This window comes from Pseudomonas sp. GW456-L12, assembly GCF_059424045.1.
The window spans coordinates 16,991-37,948 of the sequence record NZ_JBWKZA010000023.1 but is presented as its reverse complement, the minus strand read 5'-3'; the positions used below and the strand labels follow the sequence as shown (position 1 = coordinate 37,948).

The following is a 20,958-nucleotide window of genomic DNA, read 5'->3' as shown; positions in this document are numbered from 1 at the left end:
CTAGAAACTCAGCAGGGTGTGGGAGTGGTCGTTGGCTTTGGAATAGGAACTGCCCAGGCCATCGCGCGGGCGCTGGGCGACCTTGCGCGCCGGGGCGACAGGGGCCGGCTCGGTGCGGAGGGTGGTCTCGGGTGGCGTGGCGATTTCAGGCGGCGGTTCGACGCTGGGCTTCGGGGGCGGCGTGCCCTGGCAGCTGAGGCCGCCGAGCAGCACACCAATGAAGAGCGTGAAGAATCGACCGTACATGGCGCACCCGTGGGGAAATGGATGCGCTCATGCTAGGGACGCGGGTGCGGGCAATCTTTGGCAGCTTTGTCGCAAAACTGTCAAAGACTGTGAATGCCCGGCGCTTAGCGTTGCAGGTCCAGGCGTTCATGCCGCTCATGTCTTTCATGCCACTGGGCGATAGATTCCTCGGGGTAGTGGGCGAATTGCAGGTCGTGGGGGTGCCAGTCGATTTCCACCCAGGACGCCCTGGAGTCGAGCATCAGGTGGGTGTGTTCCGGCGGTATCGGCAACGGCGTGTCGATGGCCGAGGCGAAGGGATGGATCAGCTCCGGCCACTCTGGGCTGAACAGCCACAACCCGGAGCCGCAGCGGCTGCAGAAATGCCGTTCGGCGCTGCTGCGCCGGGCACGTTTGCCGGGTTCCCTGAGCAGCGCGTGGTAGATCGAGATGTGCTGGCGGCCGCGGACTTTCAGGCTGGCGGCGTCGCCACCGAGGTTGATCGCATACCCGCCGCCGCCCTGGGTCTTGCGGCAGATCGAGCAGTAGCAGCGTTGATAGGGGTAAGGGTGGGCGCTGTCCAGGCTGAAGTGGACAGCGCCGCAATGGCAGGAACCTTCGAGTTGCATGACGACCTCCGGCGATCCATGGGCTATGACCGTCAGCCTAGCCGCTGTCGGCTGGAGCGTTCGCCATGGGCGCTGGTCGGCGTCGGGTTGACCCTATAGCTACTTCAGGTTTTTTACTGGCGACTCTCTTTATCAGGAGTGATCGACATGAGCTTTTTCGAACGTTTGCTGGGTGGTCATCGTGGCCGTGGGCATGGCGGCTCCCAGGGCGGGCACCAGGGTGACAGGCATGGCGGCGGGCATGGCCGGCACTCCGGTGGCGCAGCGCCGCCCGCGGGCGGCCCGCTGTGTCCGGACTGCGGGGCGAGCAACGCGGCCAAGGCGCGTTTTTGCCAGCAGTGCGGGGCCTCGCTGCAGCCCGCCGCGTGCCGCCAGTGCGGCAACACGCTGGCCGCCGGCGCGCGGTTTTGCGCGCAGTGTGGCGGGGCGGCGGGCTGAGGCCGGCCTACAGCGCCAGGTGGTAGCGGACCTGGGTCGCGTCGTCCGGATCAATGGCGCGGTGGAAACCCAGGGTCGCGGCCAGTTCGCGCATGCGGTGATTGGCCGGGCAATCCAGGGAGTACATCTGCTTGAAGCCCTGGTCCTTGGCCCGGTCGACCAGATGGCGCATCAGCAAGGCGTCCAGGCCCTTGTGCTGCCACTCGTCGGCCACGGTGACGGCGAACTCGCAGGTGTCCGCGTCGGCGCCGATGGTGGCATAGCGGCTGATGCCGATTTCCCGCAGCGAGCCGTTGTCGTGGATGAGGGCCACGTAAGCCACGCGCTCGCAGCCATCGACGTCCATCAACTGGCTGAGCAGGGCCTCGCCGACTTCCTTCACTTCACCCAGGAAGCGGTGGTGCCGGGTGGTCGGCGAGAGGTTCTCGATAAAGGCCTTTTCCCGCTCGCGGTCTTCGGCGCGCAACGGGCGGATCAGCACCGGGCTGCCGTCGTTGAGGGCGTCTATCCAGTGTTCGCCTTTGTACTGGGCGAAGGCGGCCAGGGCAGGCGTGTGGAGGGCGGTGCTGGTCATGGGCAAGTCTCCGTGAAGGTGCAGAGGTTTGCCTGAACATTCACACCTGTCAGGCGCCGGGCCCTTGATTCAGGTCAATGGGCGGCGGTGTCGCAGAGGGTTTTGCGCCAGGGGGTAGATTGGCCCCCGAGCGATCAGGCCTCGGGCATCAGGGTGGCGATCAGCGCCCGCACGGTGCCGGGCAGGGCCTCCAGCTCACGGACAATGATGCTGCGCTCGCGCACCGCCCAGGCCTCGTCGAGTTTCACCGTCACCAGCTGCATGGTGCGGCTGTGCCGGATCGCGGCCGATTCGGGAATGATACCGATGCCCACGCCGGCCTCGACCATGCGGCAGATCGCTTCGAAGCTCGACACCTGGATCCGCAGCGACAGCTGCTTGCCGGTGCGCTCCACGTGTTCGCGCAAAAAACTCAGCAAGGTGCTGCCTTCGTGCAGGCCGATGTGCTGGTAGGCCAGGGTCTGCTCCAGGGTCACCGCCGGCTGCGTCGCCAGCGGGTGGTCGACCGGCAGGATCAGCACCAGGTGGTCGGTGCTGAAGTGCAGGACCTGCAGGCCGCTGGCCTCCACCGGGCCGGCGATGATGCCCATGTCGGCGGTGCCATCGAGCACGCCACGCACGATGTCGCGGGACAGACGTTCCTGCAGGTCCACCGTGACCCCCGGGCGTTTCGACAGAAAGCCGGCGAGGATTTCCGGGAGGAATTCGGTCACCGCCGTGGTGTTGGCGAAGATGCGCATATGCCCGGTGGAATCGCCGCCGTACTGGGTGAACTCGCTTTTCAGGTAGTCCACCTGGCGCATGATCAGCCGCGCATGCTGCAACAGTCGTTCGCCGGCCGGGGTGACTTCGACGCCGCGGCTGTCGCGGTACAGCAGGCGGGTCTCGAGCTGGCTTTCCAGGGCCTTGATCCGCGCGCTGGCCGCCGCCGGAGAAAGAAAGGCGCGCTTGGCGCCCTGGGTCAGGCTCGGCGATTCGGCGATATGGATAAACAGGCGCAGGTCGGCCAGATCGAAATGCATGGGCGGCTCCTGGGAGGGAAGAGGGGCAAAGCGGCGTTCAGCATAACCGAACGCCGGTTTATTGAAATGCAAATTCTCAGAACGCACAGCGGCTTGCATGATCGGGCTCACCACCACCGCAACAGGACCCGACCCGATGAGCGTGACCGACCCCAGCGCCTGGACAGGCCGTAGCCAGCAAGCCCGAGACCTGCTCAGCGACAACCTGCTCAAGCGCATCGCCGCGACCTTTGGCGAACCCGTGCCGGCCCCTGGCGAGGCCTTGCCGCCGCTGTGGCAATGGTGCTTTTTCCAGGAGCCCCTGGCCGAAAGCGCCCTGGGTGGCGACGGCCATCCGGCCCGTGGCGGCTTCCTGCCGCCGGCGGCCAATCGCAACCGCATGTGGGCCGGTGGCCGGCTGGAGTTCTTCGAGCCGCTGCGCGCCGGGTTCGAGGCGCAGTGCGTGTCGACCATCAGCCAGGTCGAGGAAAAGACCGGGCGCACCGGCGCGCTGCTGTTCGTCACGGTGCGCCATGAGTATTCCCAGGACGGTCGCCTGGCGATTCGCGAGGAACAGGACATCGTCTACCGCGAACCGACCCCGCCCAAGCAGGCCAGCGGCGAGCCGCTGATCCAGGGCGACTGGCGCGAAACCGTCGAGCCCAGCCCGACCCTGCTGTTCCGCTACAGCGCCGTGACCTTCAACGGCCATCGCATCCACTACGACTTTCCCTATGTCACCGCGACCGAAGGTTATCCGGGGCTGGTGGTCCACGGTCCATTGATCGCCACCCTCAGCCTGCGCGCCTTCTGCCGTGCCCACCCCGAGGCCCGGTTGCGGCGCTTCGCCTATCGCGGCCTGCGGCCCTTGATCGCGCCGCAGCCGTTCGAGGTCGGCGGGCGCATCGTCCGCCCCGGCGTCGCCGAGCTCTGGGCCGGCAACGACGCCGGCCTGGCCCAGCGCGGCGAAGTGCTGTTCGACGCCATCCCGGAATGACCCCATCCCAGCACAATAACCACAGGCGGAGAGCCGTTCGATGAACCCCAACAGCAACGAAGAATTGAATGCCATCCGTGAAGGCGTGCGCGCCCTGTGCGCCGAGTTCGATGCCGCCTACTGGCGCAAGATCGATGAAGAAAAAGGTTTCCCGGAACGCTTCGTCAAGGCCCTGACCGACGCCGGCTGGCTGGCGGCGATGATCCCGGCCGAATACGGCGGCTCGGGCCTGGGCCTGGCCGAAGCCTCGGTGATCCTGGAGGAGGTGAACCGCTGCGGCGGCAACTCCGGCACCGTGCACGGGCAGATGTACAACATGTTCACCCTGCTGCGGCACGGCAGCGAAGCGCAGAAGCGTTTCTACCTGCCCAAGCTCGCCAGCGGCGAACTGCGCCTGCAATCGATGGGCGTCACCGAGCCCACCACCGGCACCGACACCACCAAGATCAAGACCACCGCGATCAAGCGTGGCGACAAGTACCTGATCAACGGGCAGAAGGTGTGGATCTCGCGGATCCAGCATTCCGACCTGATGATCCTGCTGGCGCGCACCACGCCGCTGGCCGAGGTCAAGAAGAAGTCCGAAGGCATGTCGATCTTCCTGGTCGACCTGCGCGAGGCCATCGGCCACGGCTTGACCGTGCAGCCGATCGCCAACATGGTCAACCACGAGACCAACGAGCTGTTCTTCGACAACCTGGAAATCCCCGCCGACAGCCTGATCGGCGAGGAGGGCAAGGGCTTCAAGTACATCCTCGACGGCCTCAACGCCGAGCGCACGCTGATTGCCGCCGAGTGCATCGGCGACGGCCGCTGGTTTATCGAAAAGGCCAGCCAGTACGCCCGCGACCGCGTGGTGTTCGGCCGGCCCATCGGGCAGAACCAGGGCGTGCAGTTCCCCATCGCCGAAGCCCATGTCGAGATCGAGGCCGCCGACCTGATGCGCTGGCGCGCCTGCGAGGAATACGACAGCGGCGGCAACGCCGGGGCCAGTGCCAATATGGCCAAGTACCTGGCGGCCAAGGCCTCGTGGGAAGCGGCCAACGCCTGCCTGCAGACCCACGGCGGTTTCGGCTTCGCCTGCGAATACGACGTCGAGCGCAAGTTCCGCGAAACCCGCCTGTACCAGGTGGCGCCGATCTCCACCAACCTGATCCTGTCCTATGTGGCCGAGCACCTGCTCGAATTGCCGCGCAGCTTCTGAGGAACCGAGCATGAGCCATACCCAAGCCTTGGCCGGGTTCCTTGCCGGCCTGAGTTACCCGCAGTTGCCCGACAGCGTGCTGGCGCGCACCGAAGAGCTGTTCCTCGACTGGCTCGGCTCGGCCCTGGCCAGCCAGGGCGCGCATCCGATCCCGTTGTTCGAGCGTTACGCCCAGCAGATGGGCCCGGCCGATGGTCCGGCGCGGATCCTGGTCAACGGCCGCGGCAGCTCGGCCTATTTCGCCGCCCTGGTGAACGCCGCGTCTTCCCATCTGGTGGAGCAGGACGACCTGCACAACAGCTCGGTGCTGCACCCGGCCACCGTGGTGTTCCCGGCCGCGTTGGCGGCGGCCCAGGACCTCGGCAAGTCCGGCCAGGAGCTGCTGCTGGCGGCGGTGGCCGGCTACGAGGCGGGGATCCGCATTGGCGAGTTCATGGGCCGCTCCCATTACCGCATCTTCCACACCACGGCCACCGTCGGCACCCTCGCTGCCGCCGTGGCGGTGGGCAAGCTGATGGACTTCGACCAGGCGCAATTCATCAACCTGCTGGGCAGCGCCGGGACCCAGGCCGCCGGTCTCTGGGAGTTCCTGCGCGACGCCGCGGACTCCAAGCAGCTGCACACGGCCAAGGCCGCGGCCGACGGGCTGCTCGCCGCCTACCTGACCCGCGACGGGCTGAGCGGCGCGCGCAATATTCTCGAAGGTGAGCAGGGCATGGCCGCGGGCATGTCCTGGGATGCCGAGCCGGCGCGCCTGTCCGACCGTCTGGGCAGTCGCTGGGCCTTGCTGGAAACCTCGTTCAAGTTCCACGCCTCCTGCCGCCATACCCATCCGGCCGCCGATGCCTTGCTGGCGCTGATGCAGCGCGAAGGCCTCAGCCATGGGCAGATCGTCAGCGTGGAAACCCGCGTGCACCAGGGCGCCATCGATGTGCTGGGGCGGGTGAGCGTGCCGCAGACCGTGCACCAGGCCAAGTTCTCCATGGGCACCGTGCTCGGCCTGATCGCCGTGCATGGCAAGGCCGGGCTGCCGGAGTTCCAGGAGCTGGCGCTGAACGACCCGGCGGTGGCGGCGTTTCGCGACAAGGTGTCGATGGTCCTCGACCCCGAGGTGGATCGTGCCTATCCGCAGCGTTGGCTGGGCCGTGTAGTGGTCAGCACCGACGATGGCCGCACCCTGCACGGTGCCATCGACGAGCCCAAGGGCGACCCGGGCAACGGCCTGTCGCGGGCCGAGCTGGCGGACAAGTTCCAGCGCCTGCTGCGCTTCTCCGGCGCGCGTACCCCGGAGCAGGGCGCGGCCCTGATCCGCCAGGTGTGGAACCTGCGCGACACCGCGCAATTGAACGAATTGCTCTGAGCCCGCCCCGAGGACGCCTTATGACACTCAATACCGCACAACCCCGGCCGCTGGACGGCATCACTGTGGTCAGCCTGGAACACGCCATCGCCGCGCCGTTCTGCACCCGCCAACTGGCCGACCTGGGCGCCCGGGTGATCAAGGTCGAGCGCCCCGGCAGCGGCGATTTTGCCCGTGGCTACGACGAGCGCGTGCGCGGCCTGGCCTCGCATTTCGTCTGGACCAACCGTTCCAAGGAAAGCCTGACCCTGGACCTCAAGCAGGACGCCGCCGGCGACATTCTTGACAGCCTGCTGGCCCAGGCCGACGTGCTGGTGCAGAACCTCGCCCCGGGCGCGGCGGCGCGCATGGGCCTGTCGTTCGAGGCGCTGCATGAACGCTTTCCGCGGCTGATCGTCTGTGACATTTCCGGTTATGGCGAGGGTGGCCCCTATGAGAAGAAAAAGGCCTACGACTTGCTGATCCAGAGCGAGGGCGGGTTCCTGTCGGTGACCGGCGGCCCGGGCGAGGAGCAACTGGCCAAGGCCGGCTGCTCGATCGCCGACATCGCAGCCGGCATGTACGCCTACAGCGGCATCCTCTCGGCGCTGTTGCTGCGCGGCAGGACCGGGCAGGGCAGCCGCATCGACGTGAGCATGCTGGAAAGCCTGGTGGAGTGGATGGGCTACCCGATGTACTACGCCTTCGACGGCGCGCCGCCACCGCCCCGGGCCGGCGCGGCGCACTCGACCATCTACCCCTACGGGCCGTTCCCGGCGGGGGATGGCGGCACGGTGATGCTCGGCCTGCAGAACGAACGCGAGTGGGCGGCGTTCTGCGACAAGGTGCTGCTGATGCCGGAGCTGGCCGGCGACGAACGCTTCTCGGCCAACTTCAAGCGCTCGGCCAATCGCGAGGTGCTGCGCCAGATCATCGTCGACAGCTTTGCCCGGCTGACGGTGGAGGCGGTGATCGAGCGGCTGGAGCAGGCGCAGATCGCCAGCGCCCGGGTCAACGACATGCAGGGCGTGTGGCAGCACCCGCAGCTCAAGGCCCGCGACGGCTGGCGCGAGGTCGACAGCCCGGCCGGCAAGCTGCCGTCGCTGCTGCCGCCGGCGCGCAATGCCGCGTTCGAGCCGCGCATGGACGGCGTTCCGGGGCTGGGCCAGCACAGCGGCGCGATCCTCGCCGAACTGGGGCTGTCCAGCGATGCCATCGAGCAGCTGCGAAGCAATGGCGTGATCTGAAACCGACCTGCCGGCTTGCATGGCCCCCTGTAGGAGCGAGCTCGCTCGCGATAAACCCTCAAGACTGCCGCGGTTTTCAAGGGCCTCATCGCGAGCAAGCTCGCTCCTACAAGGGAGGGGGAGACAGCACGGTCCGCGGACCCCGCATCACTTACAAGGAATTCAACATGTCCAACCCTATTGTCCGCTCCGCCTTGTTCGTCCCGGGCAGCCGTCCCGAGCGTTTCGGCAAGGCCCTGGCCAGCGGCGCCGATGCGGTGATCGTCGATTTCGAGGACGCGGTGGAAGAGCCGCTCAAGCGCCAGGCCCGGGACAACCTCGGGCAGTTCCTCAACAGCCAGCCCCAGATCCGGTTGTGGGTGCGGGTCAATGCCCCGGAACATGCCGAACATGCCGCCGACCTGGCGTTCTGCAAAGCCCAGGCCGGGGTGGTCGGCATCCTGCTGCCCAAGGTCGAAAGCGCCGCCCAGGTGGTGACCGTGGCGGCCACCGGCAAGCAGATCTGGCCGATCATTGAAAGCGCGCGCGGGCTCTTGGCTTTGGCGGAAATCGCCCGGGCTCCTGCGGTGCAGCGCCTGTCTTTCGGCGGCCTGGACCTGGCGCTGGACCTCAACCTGTGCAGCGGTTCGGCGGCGGCGCAGTTCGCCCTCGACCAGGCGCGGCTGGCGCTGATCCTGCATTCGCGTGCCGCCGGCCTGGTGCCGCCATTGGATGGCGTGCACCCGGCCATCGACGACCCCGAAGGTTTGCGCCAGTCCATTCGCCACGCCTATGAAATGGGTTTTGCCGGCGCCTTGTGCATCCACCCGAAACAGGTGCCGGTGATCCACCAGGCCCTGGCCCCCAGCGCCGAAGACCTGGCCTGGGCGCAACGGGTGGTGGACGCCGGCAGCCACGGCGCCGGCGCCTACCAGATCGACGGCCAGATGGTCGACGCGCCGGTGCTGCTGCGGGCCCAGCGCTTGCTGGCGCTGAGTCCCTGAATACTGCAATCGCGCAGGAGCGCGTTACCAACTGCCATAGGGAATGCCGTATTGCTCTATGTAGCGCTTGGAGTTTTCGGACAGGGGGTAATAGTGGCCGTTGGATTTGCCCAGGTGTGGGCCCAGTGGCTCGATTTCACCCTGGGCGCGGGCGACTTTGACCGGGTGATGGCATTCGTCCCTGACCCAGACTTGTACGATGCCGCCAGGAGCGAGGCCTAAATAGACCGATGCCATATAGCGGGCAGTCTGGTGCGGAGTTTCCGGGCAGCGTCGATTCGTCGAGGTGGTCATGATTTTCCGGGCTTCTTCCGGGACATCTACCCAGGCTCGATAAGTCTGTGGTTCCACGACCGATTGCCAGCGCACGAAAATGCGTTTGGGTAGGTCGGCACCTATCACTGACTTGCCATTGCCTCCAACTCCGCTCCAGCCTCGAGCCCACTCCTTCTTCAAGCCCGGGTCGCCATCTGCTGCGGAGCCACGCCCGGTATGTCGGAAGAGTCGTCCGTTGATGTCTTCAACAGCCGTGTCTTCGACCCAGACTTTCATGTAGTACGGCTGGGTGAAGCCCATTTCCCACCAGGGATCTTTGGGGTCGCTTTTTCCGGATAGCGGGTCCGTGGTTAAGCAGCCACTTAATAGCAGGGCGCCCAGCAGGGCGATGAATATTCTCATTACCAAAGCGTCCAATCAGGTACGTGAGGATGTTGCACACGCACGGCATCCACCGTGGGGGCGTTGATATAGACGACTTTAAGGCTGCCGCCGTCCTGTTTGCCCAGCGGGTGGTTCCAATGGGCCGAGAGATGGATATAGCGCAGCTTGAGCATCGTCTCTTCGGCTGGCGTCGTACTGTAGTTCCCAGCGACAAACCTGTCACAAAGGCTTTGAAGTTCTTGCGGGAGTGCGTAGTCCGGGTCCTGTTCGTCAATCACGTTGAAACGCACACCGTTCTGCTTGGCCTGCTCATACATGACGCGCAGATACACGCCCGCCAGCTTATTAGTCATTGGCCTTTTGAGTTGCAGGCCGGCATACACCCGTTTTCTTCGTGGTCCGAGTCGGTCCTGTGGATACTGGGGCAGCAACAGCGGCTCCGGTGTGACGATTTCCAGCCAGTGCGCGGGCCAACCCTTGGCCAGCCAGCGTGTTCTTGCCTGGACCGCATCCCGGTAAATCGAGGTGTGGATCACGTCGGTGTTGATCGAGACTTCCAGCGCTTGCATCGGACTGACGAGTACACACTCCTGCACCTCATCCAGATAACCACCGCCGATATCCGAGTGGGCGCCGGGCAGGGCGATTTCCAGATGATCGGGCTGGACCCGGCTCAGCGCGAAGTTAGCCCGGTACTCGTCGCGGGCGACCAGTTGCACCACCGAGCGAAAGTAGCGGCGGTCGAGGTGGAGCTTGATACCCGGAGCAGTGGCGCCGCGCACATTACCCAGATTGCTTAGCCCGGCAACCGACGGCACCGTATCGAACAGGCCGATAAATCCCATATCGACATCGTGACCGTATTGTCGGTTGAAATTGGGGCTGAAGGCCTTGGAGTGGCTGTGAAAAATCAGTTGCAGCGGTCCAAGCCAGCGCACGACTTCATTGGCAAAATGCCGGGCCGCTGCCGCGCCTCGGCTAAAGCCGAAGGCATCGAAGGTCAATGAGGTGATTTCAGTTTCCGGATACTCTTCGAGGACCTCATTGATACGCTGCTCGATCGCACGAAATGCTTTCTGCACGCACCCTGAGATTCCAGTGTCGCCACGTCCTGTCCCCGAAGTAATCAGACTGTCCTTCTCGCCAGTCCGTGTGCCAATACCTTCGACATAGATTGAACGAAAGGCACGCTTTTGCGGGCCCTCACCCTCAGCTTGCTGAGCGGAGTGATACAGATCACTCAGCTTTTTAATATTGCTCACCCCATTCCCATAACTACTCTCCGGATCCCTCATATACGGTTTGCAAGTGCCATCGATATCAGATGCCTCAACAGGATGCTGAGCCCCACACAACTCACCCATCGCCGAGTTGCCGGCATTGTTGCCGGTGCCATCAAAGAACACCCCGATACGCAGCGCTACCTGAACCTTTTCGGGCGGCGGCGCAGGTTCCTTGGCATATTTCTCGTACTGCGCCCAGAGCTGTTCGCCGTAGCTGGGCTGTGCGGTTTCGGCGGCGCGTTCGGCGGGTGGTTGGTTGGGGCTCTGATTGGGAATGGCGGGCCGTAGAAGGCGGGGCATCGGCCCGGGTCCGTTGTTGGCCATGGGTGGTCCTGGTGCGCTCGAAGAGGGTGCTGGAGACCGTACCGGGAAGGGCGGGCGACGGATTTAGGAGGAATCTGCAACAGGCTCGGTTGCGGCTGATTCCATCGTAGGGGGATGGAACTTCAGGCGCCTATCGCCGGTAGCGCGCGGCGTTCGGCCCAGGCGAACGCAGGTATCAAAAATTCAAAATTCTCAATACGCGTGCCCTTAGGCACTCTGCGATCAACCACAACAATAAGAAGGTGAAGTCCATGTTCAAGCTCTCCCGGGCGTTGTTCTGTGCCGCCGCATTGCTGGGCGCCGGTCTTGCGCAGGCCGCCGACCCCATCGTGATCAAGTTCGCCCACGTGGTGGCGGAAAACACCCCCAAGGGCCAGGGCGCCCTGCTGTTCAAGAAGCTCGCCGAGGAGCGCCTGCCGGGCCGGGTCAAGGTCGAGGTGTATCCGAACTCCTCGCTGTTCGGCGACGGCAAGGAAATGGAGGCGCTGTTGCTGGGCGACGTGCAGTTGCTCGCGCCGTCCCTGGCCAAGTTCGAGCAGTACACCAAGAAGGTGCAGATCTACGACCTGCCATTCCTGTTCGACAACCTCGCCGCCGTCGACCGCTTCCAGCACGCCGAGGGCAAGCAGCTGCTGACCGCCATGCAGGACAAGGGCATCCTCGGCCTGGCCTATTGGCACAACGGCCTCAAGCAGCTGTCGGCCAACAAGAAACTGGTGGAACCCAAGGACGCCCGCGGCCTGAAGTTCCGCGTGCAGGCTTCCAGCGTGCTTGAGGAGCAGTTCAAGGCGGTGCGCGCCAACCCGCGCAAGATGAGCTTCGCCGAGGTCTACCAGGGCCTGCAGACCGGCGTGGTCAACGGCACCGAGAACACCTGGTCGAACTATGAAAGCCAGAAGGTCCACGAGGTGCAGAAGTACTTCACCGAGACCGACCACGGCCTGATCGACTACATGGTGATCACCAACGCCAAGTTCTGGACCGGCCTGCCGGCGGATGTGCGCGGCGAGCTGGAAAAAATCATGGCCGAGGTCTCGGTGGAAGTGAACAAGCAGGCCGAAGCCCTGAACCAGACCTCCCGGCAGAAGATCATCGACGCCAAGACCAGCGAAATCGTCGCCCTGACTCCCGAGCAGCGCAACGAGTGGCGCGAGGCCATGCGCCCGGTGTGGAAGAAGTTCGAGGGTGATATCGGCGCCGACCTGATCCAGGCCGCCGAAGCCGCCAACCAGGCGCAATAACCACCTGCATCCCGGCCGCTGCGCTCGCAGCGGTCCATCGGCAGCCGCTATCGGGCTGCACTCCACTGGCACTTTCGCGGAGAACCTCAATGCACAGGCTGAGGCGGTTCTGGGAACATTTTGAAGAGGCGTTCATCGCCTTCCTGCTGGCGGCCATGACGCTGGTGACTTTCGTCTACGTGGTGCTCAACAACCTCTACCCGCTGTTCTACGCCATCGGCGATGCCTGGGAAGGGGGCAGCGTGCTGTTCCTGGGGATCGGCGACTTCCTCATGGAACTGGCCCAGGACATGGTCTGGAGCGTGGCGCTGACCAAGATGCTGTTTGGCTGGCTGATCTTCTTCGGCATTTCCTACGGCGTGCGCACCGCCGGGCACCTGGGGGTGGACGCGCTGGTCAAGCTGGCCTCGCGCCCGGCCCAGCGCCTGCTGGCGGTGATCGCCTGCCTGTGCTGCATGGTCTACGCCGGGCTGTTCATGGTCGCCAGCTTCAAGTGGCTGATGGCGCTGATCCAGGCCGGCATCGAAGCCGAGGACCTGGACCAGTTCGGCATCCACCTGTCGCACATCGCGATGATCGTGCCCTTCGGTTTTGCCCTGGTGCTGATCCGCTACCTGGAAATCATGTGGCGTATCCTCATGCGCGGGCAGATCAACCTGGGCCTGGCCGATGAGGCGGCCGAGGCCAGCAAGCTTGCCAGTCACCACGAGGATCAGCACTGATGGCCATTCTCTGCCTGTTTCTGATGCTGTTCGTGTTCATGTTCCTCGGCGTGCCGATCGCCATTTCCCTGGGCCTGGCCGGTGCCACCTCGATCCTGCTGTTCAGCCCGGACTCCCTGAGCTCCCTGGCGATCAAGCTGTTCGAGACCTCCGAAGCCTATACCTTGCTGGCGATCCCGTTCTTCCTGCTGTCCGGGGCCTTCATGACCACCGGCGGGGTGGCGCAACGCCTGATCGATTTCGCCAACGCCTGCGTCGGCCACATCCGTGGCGGCCTGGCGATTGCCGCGGTGCTGGCCTGCATGCTGTTCGCCGCGCTGTCCGGTTCGTCGCCGGCGACCGTGGCGGCGGTGGGTTCGATCGCCGTGGCCGGCATGGTGCGTTCCGGCTACCCACGGGAGTTCGGCGCCGGGATCATCTGCAACGCCGGGACCCTGGGCATCCTGATCCCACCGTCGATCGTGATGGTGGTGTACTCGGCGGCCACTGAAACCTCGGTCGGCAAGCTGTTTATGGCCGGGGTCGTGCCGGGGCTGCTGCTGGGCGTGATCCTGATGGTGGTGATCTACATCGTCGCGCGGATCAAGAAGCTGCCGGCGCAACCGCGGGTGTCCTTCCGCCAATGGCTGAGCACCGCGCGCCGCGCCTTCTGGGGCCTGCTGTTGCTGGTGATCATCCTCGGCGGCATCTACAGCGGCCTGTTCACCCCGACCGAGGCGGCGGCGGTGGCGGCGGTGTATTCGGCCTTCGTCGCGCTGTTCGTCTACAAGGACATGCGCCTGCGCGACTGCCCGAAAGTGCTGGTGGAGTCGGGCCGGCTGTCGATCATGCTGATGTTTATCATCGCCAACGCCATGCTCTTCGCCCATGTGCTGACCACCGAGCAGATCCCGCAGCAGATCACCACCTTCGTCATGGACGCCGGGCTGTCGCCCATCGGTTTCCTGCTGATGGTCAACGTGGTGCTGCTGGTGGCGGGCAGTTTCATGGAGCCTTCGGCCATCGTGCTGATCCTGGCGCCGATCTTTTTCCCGATCGCCATGAAGCTGGGCATCGACCCGATCCATCTGGGGATCGTCATGGTGGTCAACATGGAGATCGGCCTGGTGCATCCGCCGGTGGGCCTGAACCTGTTCGTCACCTCGGCGGTGACCGGCCTGACACTCGGCCAGACCATCCGCGCGGCCTTGCCGTGGCTGATGATCCTGCTGGCGTTCCTGATCCTGGTGACCTACGTGCCGTTCATTTCCCTGGCGCTGCCGAACTGGCTGGGGATGAACTGACGCAACGCCTTTACTTGTAGGAGAGGCGGTTTGCACGATCCTTGCCGGAGCCAGCTTGCTGGCGATGGGGCCTTGAGATGTGCAGCGCTCTTGTGGGCTTATCGCAGGCAAGCCTCGCTCCTACGGGGCGCTGGACGCTGGCGCTGCGTCGCGGCAGCATGGACGCCTTCATTTCGGGGGCTTGGATATGCGACGTCTGCCTTCCCTGGCGGCATTACGGACTTTCGAGTGCGCGGCGCGGCATGCGCATTTTGGTCGGGCGGCGGCCGAGCTGTGCGTCACCGACAGCGCGGTGAGCCATCAGATCCGCCAGCTCGAAGAGCAACTCGGGGTGTCGTTGTTTGTCCGCGAGGGCCGGCAGATCCGCCCGACCCTGGCGGCCGGGCGGCTGATGCAGAGCCTGCAGCAGGCTTTCGAGCTGATCGGCGAAGCCTGCGACGAGCTGCGCGATCCGTCTTCCCTGGCGGTGCTGCGCCTGGCGGTGACCGCCGAGCTGGCGCAGAAATGGCTGATGAGCCGGCTGGCGGACTTTTCCGCGCGTTACCCGCATATCACCCTGCATCTCTATGAACAGCCGATCGACGCCAGCGTGCCGGGCGAAGACATCGACCTGGCGATCACCTACGGCAGTGGCCCGCAGGACAGCAGCGCCTACTTCGTGCGGCCGTTGCCGAGCCTGCAGTTCTTCCCCGTGTGCAGCCCCGGGCTGTTCAACCAGGGCAACTTGAAAAGCCCGCGGGACCTGGCCCGCCATTGCCTGTTGCACGACGATCAGGACGGCAAGACCTGGACCGCCTGGCTGACCAGCCACGCCGGCGATTTGCGCCCGGCGCGCCAGCTGTATTTCGCCCATGCCGGGCTGGCGCTGGAAGCGGCGGCGCAAGGGCAGGGCGTGGCCATGGGCGATAACCTGACGGCCCAGGAAGACCTGCTCAATGGCCGTCTGATCCGGCCTTTCAACGCCGCCAGCATGACCGCCCTGGGGCAGTACGCCCTGGTGTGCGAGCGGGTGCGCCTGGAGCGCCCGGCGCTGATGCAGTTGCTGGACTGGTTCAGCGATCAGTTGAGCGATTGATGAGTTGAATTCAACTGTCGCGCAATATTCATCGTTGGTGCCTTGACCCGGCGCGGCGCTAGTTTGGTGGCCATTCCCCAGCACCGACGAGGTTTGCCCCATGGCCCGATTGCTCGACACCACTCCCAAACACGATGGTTTCCGCCTGCCCGGCGAATTCGAAACCAAGGCCGGTTGCTGGCTCGGCTGGCCGGAGCGCACTGACGTCTGGCGCAATGGCGCCAAGCCGGCGCAGAAGGTCTGGGTGCGGATTGTCACCGCGATTGCCCAGAGCGAACCGGTCACCGTCTGTGCTTCCGCCGCCCAGTTCGCCAATGCCCGCCGGCTGTTGCCGCCGCAGGTGCGGGTGGTGGAAATGACCTGCAACGACACCTGGTTCCGCGACAGCGGGCCGTGCTTCGTGGTCAACGACCAGAGCGGCGAAGTGCGCGGCGTCGACTTCGAGTTCAACGCCTATGGCGGCCTCGACGGCGGCCTGTATTACCCCTGGGACAAGGACGACCAGATCGCCGCCAAGATCCTCGAGATCGAAAATCTCGACCGCTACCGCGCGCCGCTGATCGCCGAGCTGGGCGGCATCCAGAGCGATGGCCAGGGCAGTATCCTCACCACCGAGCAGTGCCTGCTCAACCGCAATCGCAACCAGCACCTGGGCAAGGCCGAGGTCACCCGGCGCCTTACCGACTACCTGGGCGCGGAGCAGGTGATCTGGCTGCCGCGGGGCTGCAAGTTCGACGAGACCGACGGCCATGTCGACGACCTGGCGTGTTTCGTGCGCCCCGGCGAAGTGGTGCTGCAATGGACCGACAACCGCGACGACCCGCAGTGGGAAATCTACCAGGAGGCCTACCACATCCTGCGCAGCACCCGCGACAGCCGTGGCCGCGAGCTGGTGGTGCACAAGCTGCCGCAGCCGGACGTGCTGGAATGGACCGCCGCCGAAGCCGAAGGCCTGGACCAGCTGGACAGCACTCATGTGCGCCAGGCCGGCACGCGGATCTGTGCCTCGTACATCAACTACTACGCCGGCAACAGCGCAATCGTGGTGCCGCTGTTCGGCGACCGTAACGACAAAACAGCGTTGGCCACCCTGGCCGAACTCTTCCCCCGGCACCGCATCGTCGGCATCGACAATTCGCGGGAAATCCTCCTCGGCGGCGGCAACGTCGCCTGCATCACCATGCCGCAATACGCGGCTCCCCGGCGCACCGGCGAAGAGGGCTGAACATGAACCTGCACAGGCTGGGCGGCGCATTGCTGCTGGTGCTGGCGCCGTTGTGCGCCCAGGCGGCCGACGAGGCCGAACCCACGGTCAATCTGTATATCTGGGGCGAGTACCTGGCCCCGGACACCCTGGACAACTTCGAGCGCCAGACCGGCATCCGCGTGGTGGTCGATCACTTCGATTCCCTGGAGACCGTGGAGACCAAGCTGCTCACCGGGCGCAGCGGCTACGACCTGGTGCTGACCGCCGGCCAGCACCTGTCCCGGGCCATCGCCAGCGGCGCGCTCCAGCCCCTGGACAAGCAGCGCCTGCCGCACCTGGCCGGGGTCGGCGAGGAGTTCCGCCAGCATATGGCGGTGTTCGACCCGGGCAACCGTTATGCCGGGATCTATGCCTGGGGCACCACCGGTGTCGGTTATCAGGAGCAGGCGGTCAGCCAGCGCCTGGCGCAGGCGCCGCGGGACAGCTGGGCGATGCTGTTCGATCCGGCGGTGGTGGCGAAATTCGCCGACTGCGGGGTCAGCCTGCTCAACGATCCCAACGAGGTGTTCGCCGCGGTAATGAAGTACCTGGGCCTGGACATCAACCGGCAGAACCTCGACGACCTGAAACTCGCCGAGCAGCAACTGGCGAAGATCCGGCCCTATGTCCGCTACTTCGACAACGACCTGAACATCAGCGACCTGGCCAACGGCAACACCTGCGTGGCCATGTCGTGGAACGGCAACGTGGCGATCGCCGCCGGGCAGGCCGAGGCGGCGCACAAGCCCTTCACCTTGCGCTATCGCATCCCCAGGGAGGGCACGCTGATCTGGTTCGACGCCATGGTCATCCCCAAGGACGCCCCGCACCCCGAGGCCGGGCTGGCGTTGATGGATTACCTGATGACCCCGCAGGTGATCGCGCCGATCACCGACACCATCCATTACGCCAACGCCATCAGCGCGGCTGATGCCCTGGTCGATCCGGCGATCCGCAACGACCCAGGCACCTACCCGACCCCCGAGGTGCGGGCCTCGCTGTACAGCAAGAACGACAACGGCAAGGCCTTCAACCGCGCGTTGATCCGTGCCTTCAGCCGCCTCAAGTCGGGGCTGTGAGCGCCTGCCAGGCGGCGTAGGCTTTCGGCAGGCAGCGGGCGCAGGGTCGATAACCGGCGCTGCGGGCGCTGGCCTCGTCGGCAAAGAACACCCGCTGGCGGACATAACCGCCGCGGGCGATGGCGCGCAGGGCGGCCGGGCAATCCAGCCGCCCATAGATCCGGCTGCCACGGTGGCCGCCGAGGGTGCCCGGTTGTTCGCTGAGAAAGGTGTTGCCCCGGGCATCGAGCAAAACCCAGCTTTTTTCGGTGTTCATCCGTCTCTCCTGCATCCGTCCCTCCTGTAGCCGCTGCGGAGCTTGCGAGGCTGCGATCGACCGCGTAGCGGTCGCCAGACCAGCGCCAACTGCATCGCCAGGTTTACGGGGCTGCGCCCCGATCGCAGCCTCGCGGGCTCGGCAGCGGCTACAGGTGTTGGCATCCCGCTGTACCTACCTGCGCCTGCGCGATGAACACACCCGTCAGCGCGCGGGCACCCGCCACAGATACCAGGCCGCCACCGTGCGATGCGGGCGCAAGGACAGGCCGATCTCGATCATCTGCCTGCGGGTCGGCTGCTGTTCCAGGCCCTTCAGGCGACGGTAGCCTTCGCGCACGCCGAAATCGTCGGCGGGCAGGATGTCCAGGCGTTCCAGGCTGTAGATCAGCAGCATCTCCACGGTCCAGCGACCGATGCCGCGCAGGCTGGTCAGGCGCTCGATCAGCGCCTCGTCGTCCATGGCCCGGGCCGCCTGGTAATCCGGCACCACACCGCTCAGGGTCGCCTCGGCGATGCCTCGGATGGTGGCGATCTTGCCGGCGGAAAAACCACAGGCGCGCAATGCCTCGAAATCGGTGGCGAGGATCTGCTCGGGGGAGGGGAAGGTTTGCCCATACAACCCCAGGAAACGCCCGAGAATCGCATCGCCGGCGCGAGCGTGCAGTTGCTGATAGGCAATCGCCCGCACCAGCGCCTCGCAGGGCTCGCGGGCCGGCTTGGCCTGGTGCAGGCAAGGGCCGACCGCCTCGACGTGACGAGCCCAGTCGGGGTCGAGCCCGGCCAGAAAGGCGTGGGCCTCAAGAAACGGATCGGGCATGGAGAGTCCTGGACCAAGGGCGTTGCCAGAGATTAACCAGCAATGCCTGGCGCTGCACTCGGTCTCTTGCGTTGGAATTCCGTAAACCTAGATCGAACGCTGATTGACCCGGCTGGACAGCGCTGCGGCGCTTTCCTTGCGTTCCGAGTAGCGGTCCACCAGCAGGTCGGCGCGGCCGCGCAGGAGCAGGGTGAACTTCATCAGTTCTTCCATCACATCCACCACCCGGTCGTAGTAGGGCGAGGCCTTCATGCGGTCGTCGTCATCGAATTCGAGAAAGGCCTTGGGCACCGAGGACTGGTTGGGGATGGTGAACATGCGCATCCAGCGGCCCAGTACGCGCAGCTGGTTGACCGTGTTGAACGACTGCGAGCCGCCGCAGACCTGCATCACCGCCAGGGTCTTGCCCTGGGTCGGGCGTACCGCGCCGAGGGTCAGGGGGATCCAGTCGATCTGCGCCTTGAACACCGCCGACATCGCGCCGTGGCGTTCCGGCGAGCACCAGACCTGGCCCTCGGACCACAGCACCCGTTCGCGCAGTTCCTGGACCTTGGGGTGGTCCACCGGCGCATCGTCCGGCAGGGGCAGGCCACTGGGGTCGAAGATGTAGGTTTCGGCGCCGAGGAACTCGAGAATGCGCGCCGCTTCCCGGGTCAGCAGGCGGCTGAACGAGCGCTCGCGGGTGGAGCCGTAGAGCAGCAGGATGCGCGGTTTGTGCGCGGCTGTTGCCGGGGTTTCCAGATGCTCCGGCGCCAAGGCTTGCAGCAGTTCAAGGTCAAGGGCGGACAGCGGTTCTTCGCTGGGCTTGCGGTCGTCGCTCATCACAGCGCTCCGATGCGGTCGAGGGCATTTTTCAGCTCGGCGGGTGAAAGGTGGTCGAGGTCCAGGGCGAAGAAGGCGGCGAAACGCTGGCGGATTTTCTCCACGGTCTGCTCGAAGGCGGCCTGGATTGCCTGCTCATCGCCCTGGACCTCGGAAGGGTCCTCCAGCCCCCAGTGGCTTTTCAGCGCCGGACCGAAATACACCGGGCAGGGCTCGCCACCGGCCTTGTCGCAGACGGTGATGACGATATCGGGCGGGCTGTCGGCGAAGACCTCCGAACCTTTGCTGTACAGGCCGGCGGTGCTGACACCGGCCTGTTCCAGGGTGGCCAGGGCGCGGGCGTTGAGCGTGCCGCCGGGGAAGCTGCCCGAACTCACCGCCTGATGAGCGGCCGGCGCCAGATGGTTGAACAGGGCTTCGCAAAGAACGCTGCGGCAGCTGTTGGCGGTGCACATGAAGAGGATTTTCATCGAGGCTTCCGGGCAGAGGGGGGAGCCATGACGTTAAACAGTCACTGGCTTGAATATATGGTTATTCGAATATACGGATGTGAAAGCGAGTTGCCAAGCTGCCGATAGGGGTGAGCGACCGAGCGCAGTTGCGCGTCTCGACGCCGGGTTGGGCAGGGGGGCTGCGCCTGTGTTCTATGCTTCGAGTTCGGCGCAGGCCGAAGATGCCCGGCCCATCCAGGACGCTCGCCGGGCTTGGCTGCATCCAATGCCGATCTCTTGAAGCGCGATACCGTCGCCTCTCGCCAAAGGGAGAAACGTATGCAGAACCCTTCCACACCTCGGGATCCGGACCCGATGTCGCGCCGTACGGCCATCGCCTATGGGATCGGCCTGCCGCTGGCGCTGCTGGGATTGATCTTCCTGCCGGCCGGCACGCTCGCCTGGTGGCCCGGCTGGATCTTCCTCGCCGTCATGACCCTGGGCTTTGGCGTTTCGGCCCTGGTGCTTGCCCGGGTCAATCCGGTGATCTACCGCGCGCGCAGCCGGGTCCAGGCGGGCACCCAAAGCTGGGACAAAAAACTGCTGGCGCTCATCCTGCCGGCGATGGCGGCCGTGCTGCCGGTCGCCGCACTCGATGCCGGGCGGCTGCATGGCTCGGCTGTGCCGGCCTGGGTGGTGCTGGCGGGGTATCTCGCGGTGCTGGCGGGCATCGCGGTGACCGGCTGGGCGCAGGCGGTGAACCCGTTCTTCGAGCCGGGCGTGCGCATCCAGTCCGAGCGGCACCAGCGGGTCATCGATAGCGGGCCCTACCGTTGCGTGCGGCATCCCGGATATCTCGCCGCGCTGGGCCTGTTCTTCGGCATGGCGCTGGCGCTGGGTTCGTTCTGGGCGCTGGTTCCCGCGGCGCTGGCTGCGGCGCTGCTGGTCCTGCGCACGTCATGGGAGGACCAGCTGTTGCAGGCCGAGTTGCCCGGTTATGCCGACTATTGCCAGCGGGTGCGCTGGCGCTTGGTTCCCGGCCTCTGGTGAGCCTCGGGAGCGATAACGCCCGGACGAAAT

General features: G+C 65.5%; 23 protein-coding genes. 13 read left to right on the top strand and 10 right to left on the bottom strand.

Features of this window, described 5'->3' with window-relative positions:
- Complete coding sequence (locus AC07Y9_RS23645; RefSeq protein ID WP_102680079.1) at positions 1-246, bottom strand: hypothetical protein; 246 nt, start codon at positions 244-246, stop codon at positions 1-3.
- A gap of 104 nt (positions 247-350) precedes the next feature.
- Positions 351-854, bottom strand: coding sequence for a GFA family protein (locus AC07Y9_RS23640; RefSeq protein ID WP_102680078.1), 504 nt, complete (start codon positions 852-854; stop codon positions 351-353).
- Between the two features lie 147 nt (positions 855-1,001).
- On the opposite strand from AC07Y9_RS23640, the gene AC07Y9_RS23635 reads away from it, so the two are divergent.
- Positions 1,002-1,292, top strand: coding sequence for a double zinc ribbon domain-containing protein (locus tag AC07Y9_RS23635; RefSeq protein WP_102680077.1), 291 nt, complete (start codon positions 1,002-1,004; stop codon positions 1,290-1,292).
- 7 nt (positions 1,293-1,299) lie between these two features.
- Here the strand turns inward: AC07Y9_RS23635 and AC07Y9_RS23630 are convergent, their stop codons facing one another.
- Together AC07Y9_RS23630 and AC07Y9_RS23625 are read right to left on the bottom strand one after the other, a co-directional pair.
- Positions 1,300-1,866 carry a GNAT family N-acetyltransferase gene (locus AC07Y9_RS23630; RefSeq protein ID WP_102680076.1) on the bottom strand — a complete coding sequence of 189 codons (567 nt, stop codon included), beginning with the start codon at positions 1,864-1,866 and terminating at the stop codon, positions 1,300-1,302.
- 134 nt (positions 1,867-2,000) lie between these two features.
- Positions 2,001-2,888: a LysR family transcriptional regulator gene (locus AC07Y9_RS23625; RefSeq protein ID WP_007931251.1), complete on the bottom strand. Its 888-nt coding sequence runs from the start codon at positions 2,886-2,888 to the stop codon at positions 2,001-2,003.
- 136 nt (positions 2,889-3,024) lie between these two features.
- Here AC07Y9_RS23625 and AC07Y9_RS23620 point away from each other — a divergent pair, with 136 nt between their 5' ends.
- The 5 genes from AC07Y9_RS23620 (at position 3,025) to AC07Y9_RS23600 (ending at position 8,637) form a co-directional block, all read left to right on the top strand.
- Positions 3,025-3,864 (top strand): HTD2 family dehydratase, encoded by an 840-nt coding sequence (locus AC07Y9_RS23620; protein WP_173679784.1) that lies wholly within the window; start codon positions 3,025-3,027, stop codon positions 3,862-3,864.
- Positions 3,865-3,904: 40 nt separating this feature from the next.
- Positions 3,905-5,068, top strand: coding sequence for an acyl-CoA dehydrogenase family protein (locus AC07Y9_RS23615; protein ID WP_102680075.1), 1,164 nt, complete (start codon positions 3,905-3,907; stop codon positions 5,066-5,068).
- A 10-nt stretch (positions 5,069-5,078) separates the two neighbouring features.
- Positions 5,079-6,428, top strand: coding sequence for an MmgE/PrpD family protein (locus tag AC07Y9_RS23610; RefSeq protein ID WP_102680074.1), 1,350 nt, complete (start codon positions 5,079-5,081; stop codon positions 6,426-6,428).
- A 20-nt stretch (positions 6,429-6,448) separates the two neighbouring features.
- A complete protein-coding gene (locus AC07Y9_RS23605) occupies positions 6,449-7,654 on the top strand; it encodes a CaiB/BaiF CoA transferase family protein (protein WP_102680073.1) in 1,206 nt (401 codons plus the stop codon).
- A 167-nt stretch (positions 7,655-7,821) separates the two neighbouring features.
- Complete coding sequence (locus AC07Y9_RS23600) at positions 7,822-8,637, top strand: HpcH/HpaI aldolase/citrate lyase family protein (RefSeq protein ID WP_102680072.1); 816 nt, start codon at positions 7,822-7,824, stop codon at positions 8,635-8,637.
- Positions 8,638-8,661: 24 nt separating this feature from the next.
- Here the strand turns inward: AC07Y9_RS23600 and AC07Y9_RS23595 are convergent, their stop codons facing one another.
- Together AC07Y9_RS23595 and AC07Y9_RS23590 are read right to left on the bottom strand one after the other, a co-directional pair.
- The gene (locus AC07Y9_RS23595; protein ID WP_101337648.1) at positions 8,662-9,315 is read right to left on the bottom strand and encodes a DUF2931 family protein; all 654 of its coding nucleotides are present in this window, start codon (positions 9,313-9,315) and stop codon (positions 8,662-8,664) included.
- Positions 9,315-10,904, bottom strand: a complete 1,590-nt coding sequence (locus AC07Y9_RS23590) for a phospholipase effector Tle1 domain-containing protein (RefSeq protein ID WP_102680071.1) — start codon at positions 10,902-10,904, stop codon at positions 9,315-9,317. Before AC07Y9_RS23590 ends, AC07Y9_RS23595 begins: the two co-directional genes overlap by 1 nt.
- Before the next feature lie 251 nt (positions 10,905-11,155).
- Between AC07Y9_RS23590 and dctP the strand changes: the two genes are divergently transcribed.
- The 6 genes from dctP (at position 11,156) to AC07Y9_RS23560 (ending at position 17,550) form a co-directional block, all read left to right on the top strand.
- Positions 11,156-12,145 (top strand): C4-dicarboxylate TRAP substrate-binding protein DctP, encoded by a 990-nt coding sequence (gene dctP / locus AC07Y9_RS23585; protein ID WP_007931260.1) that lies wholly within the window; start codon positions 11,156-11,158, stop codon positions 12,143-12,145.
- Between the two features lie 89 nt (positions 12,146-12,234).
- The gene (locus AC07Y9_RS23580) at positions 12,235-12,867 is read left to right on the top strand and encodes a TRAP transporter small permease (protein ID WP_102680070.1); all 633 of its coding nucleotides are present in this window, start codon (positions 12,235-12,237) and stop codon (positions 12,865-12,867) included.
- Positions 12,867-14,150: a C4-dicarboxylate TRAP transporter large permease protein DctM gene (gene dctM, locus AC07Y9_RS23575; protein WP_007931262.1), complete on the top strand. Its 1,284-nt coding sequence runs from the start codon at positions 12,867-12,869 to the stop codon at positions 14,148-14,150. The genes AC07Y9_RS23580 and dctM overlap by 1 nt, the downstream gene beginning before the upstream one ends.
- 187 nt (positions 14,151-14,337) lie before the next feature.
- Positions 14,338-15,225, top strand: a complete 888-nt coding sequence (locus tag AC07Y9_RS23570) for a LysR substrate-binding domain-containing protein (RefSeq protein WP_102680069.1) — start codon at positions 14,338-14,340, stop codon at positions 15,223-15,225.
- 100 nt (positions 15,226-15,325) lie between these two features.
- Positions 15,326-16,450: an agmatine deiminase gene (gene aguA / locus AC07Y9_RS23565; protein WP_102680068.1), complete on the top strand. Its 1,125-nt coding sequence runs from the start codon at positions 15,326-15,328 to the stop codon at positions 16,448-16,450.
- A 2-nt stretch (positions 16,451-16,452) separates the two neighbouring features.
- Positions 16,453-17,550, top strand: a complete 1,098-nt coding sequence (locus tag AC07Y9_RS23560; protein ID WP_102680067.1) for an extracellular solute-binding protein — start codon at positions 16,453-16,455, stop codon at positions 17,548-17,550.
- On the opposite strand, the gene AC07Y9_RS23555 is transcribed toward AC07Y9_RS23560, so the two are convergent.
- The 4 genes from AC07Y9_RS23555 to AC07Y9_RS23540 all read right to left on the bottom strand — a co-directional run bounded on the left by AC07Y9_RS23555 (position 17,534) and on the right by AC07Y9_RS23540 (position 19,917).
- A complete protein-coding gene (locus tag AC07Y9_RS23555) occupies positions 17,534-17,806 on the bottom strand; it encodes an Ada metal-binding domain-containing protein (RefSeq protein WP_102680066.1) in 273 nt (90 codons plus the stop codon). The two genes, AC07Y9_RS23560 and AC07Y9_RS23555, sit on opposite strands and share 17 nt — an antisense overlap.
- A 204-nt stretch (positions 17,807-18,010) precedes the next feature.
- On the bottom strand, positions 18,011-18,625 hold the full coding sequence (locus AC07Y9_RS23550) for a DNA-3-methyladenine glycosylase family protein (protein ID WP_102680065.1): 615 nt from the start codon (positions 18,623-18,625) through the stop codon (positions 18,011-18,013).
- A gap of 87 nt (positions 18,626-18,712) precedes the next feature.
- Positions 18,713-19,447: an arsenical resistance protein ArsH gene (gene arsH / locus AC07Y9_RS23545; RefSeq protein WP_102680064.1), complete on the bottom strand. Its 735-nt coding sequence runs from the start codon at positions 19,445-19,447 to the stop codon at positions 18,713-18,715.
- A complete protein-coding gene (locus AC07Y9_RS23540) occupies positions 19,447-19,917 on the bottom strand; it encodes an arsenate reductase ArsC (RefSeq protein ID WP_102680063.1) in 471 nt (156 codons plus the stop codon). The genes arsH and AC07Y9_RS23540 overlap by 1 nt, the downstream gene beginning before the upstream one ends.
- Before the next feature lie 300 nt (positions 19,918-20,217).
- Here AC07Y9_RS23540 and AC07Y9_RS23535 point away from each other — a divergent pair, with 300 nt between their 5' ends.
- On the top strand, positions 20,218-20,928 hold the full coding sequence (locus tag AC07Y9_RS23535; protein ID WP_256580949.1) for an isoprenylcysteine carboxylmethyltransferase family protein: 711 nt from the start codon (positions 20,218-20,220) through the stop codon (positions 20,926-20,928).
- The last annotated feature ends 30 nt before the right edge of the window (positions 20,929-20,958 follow it).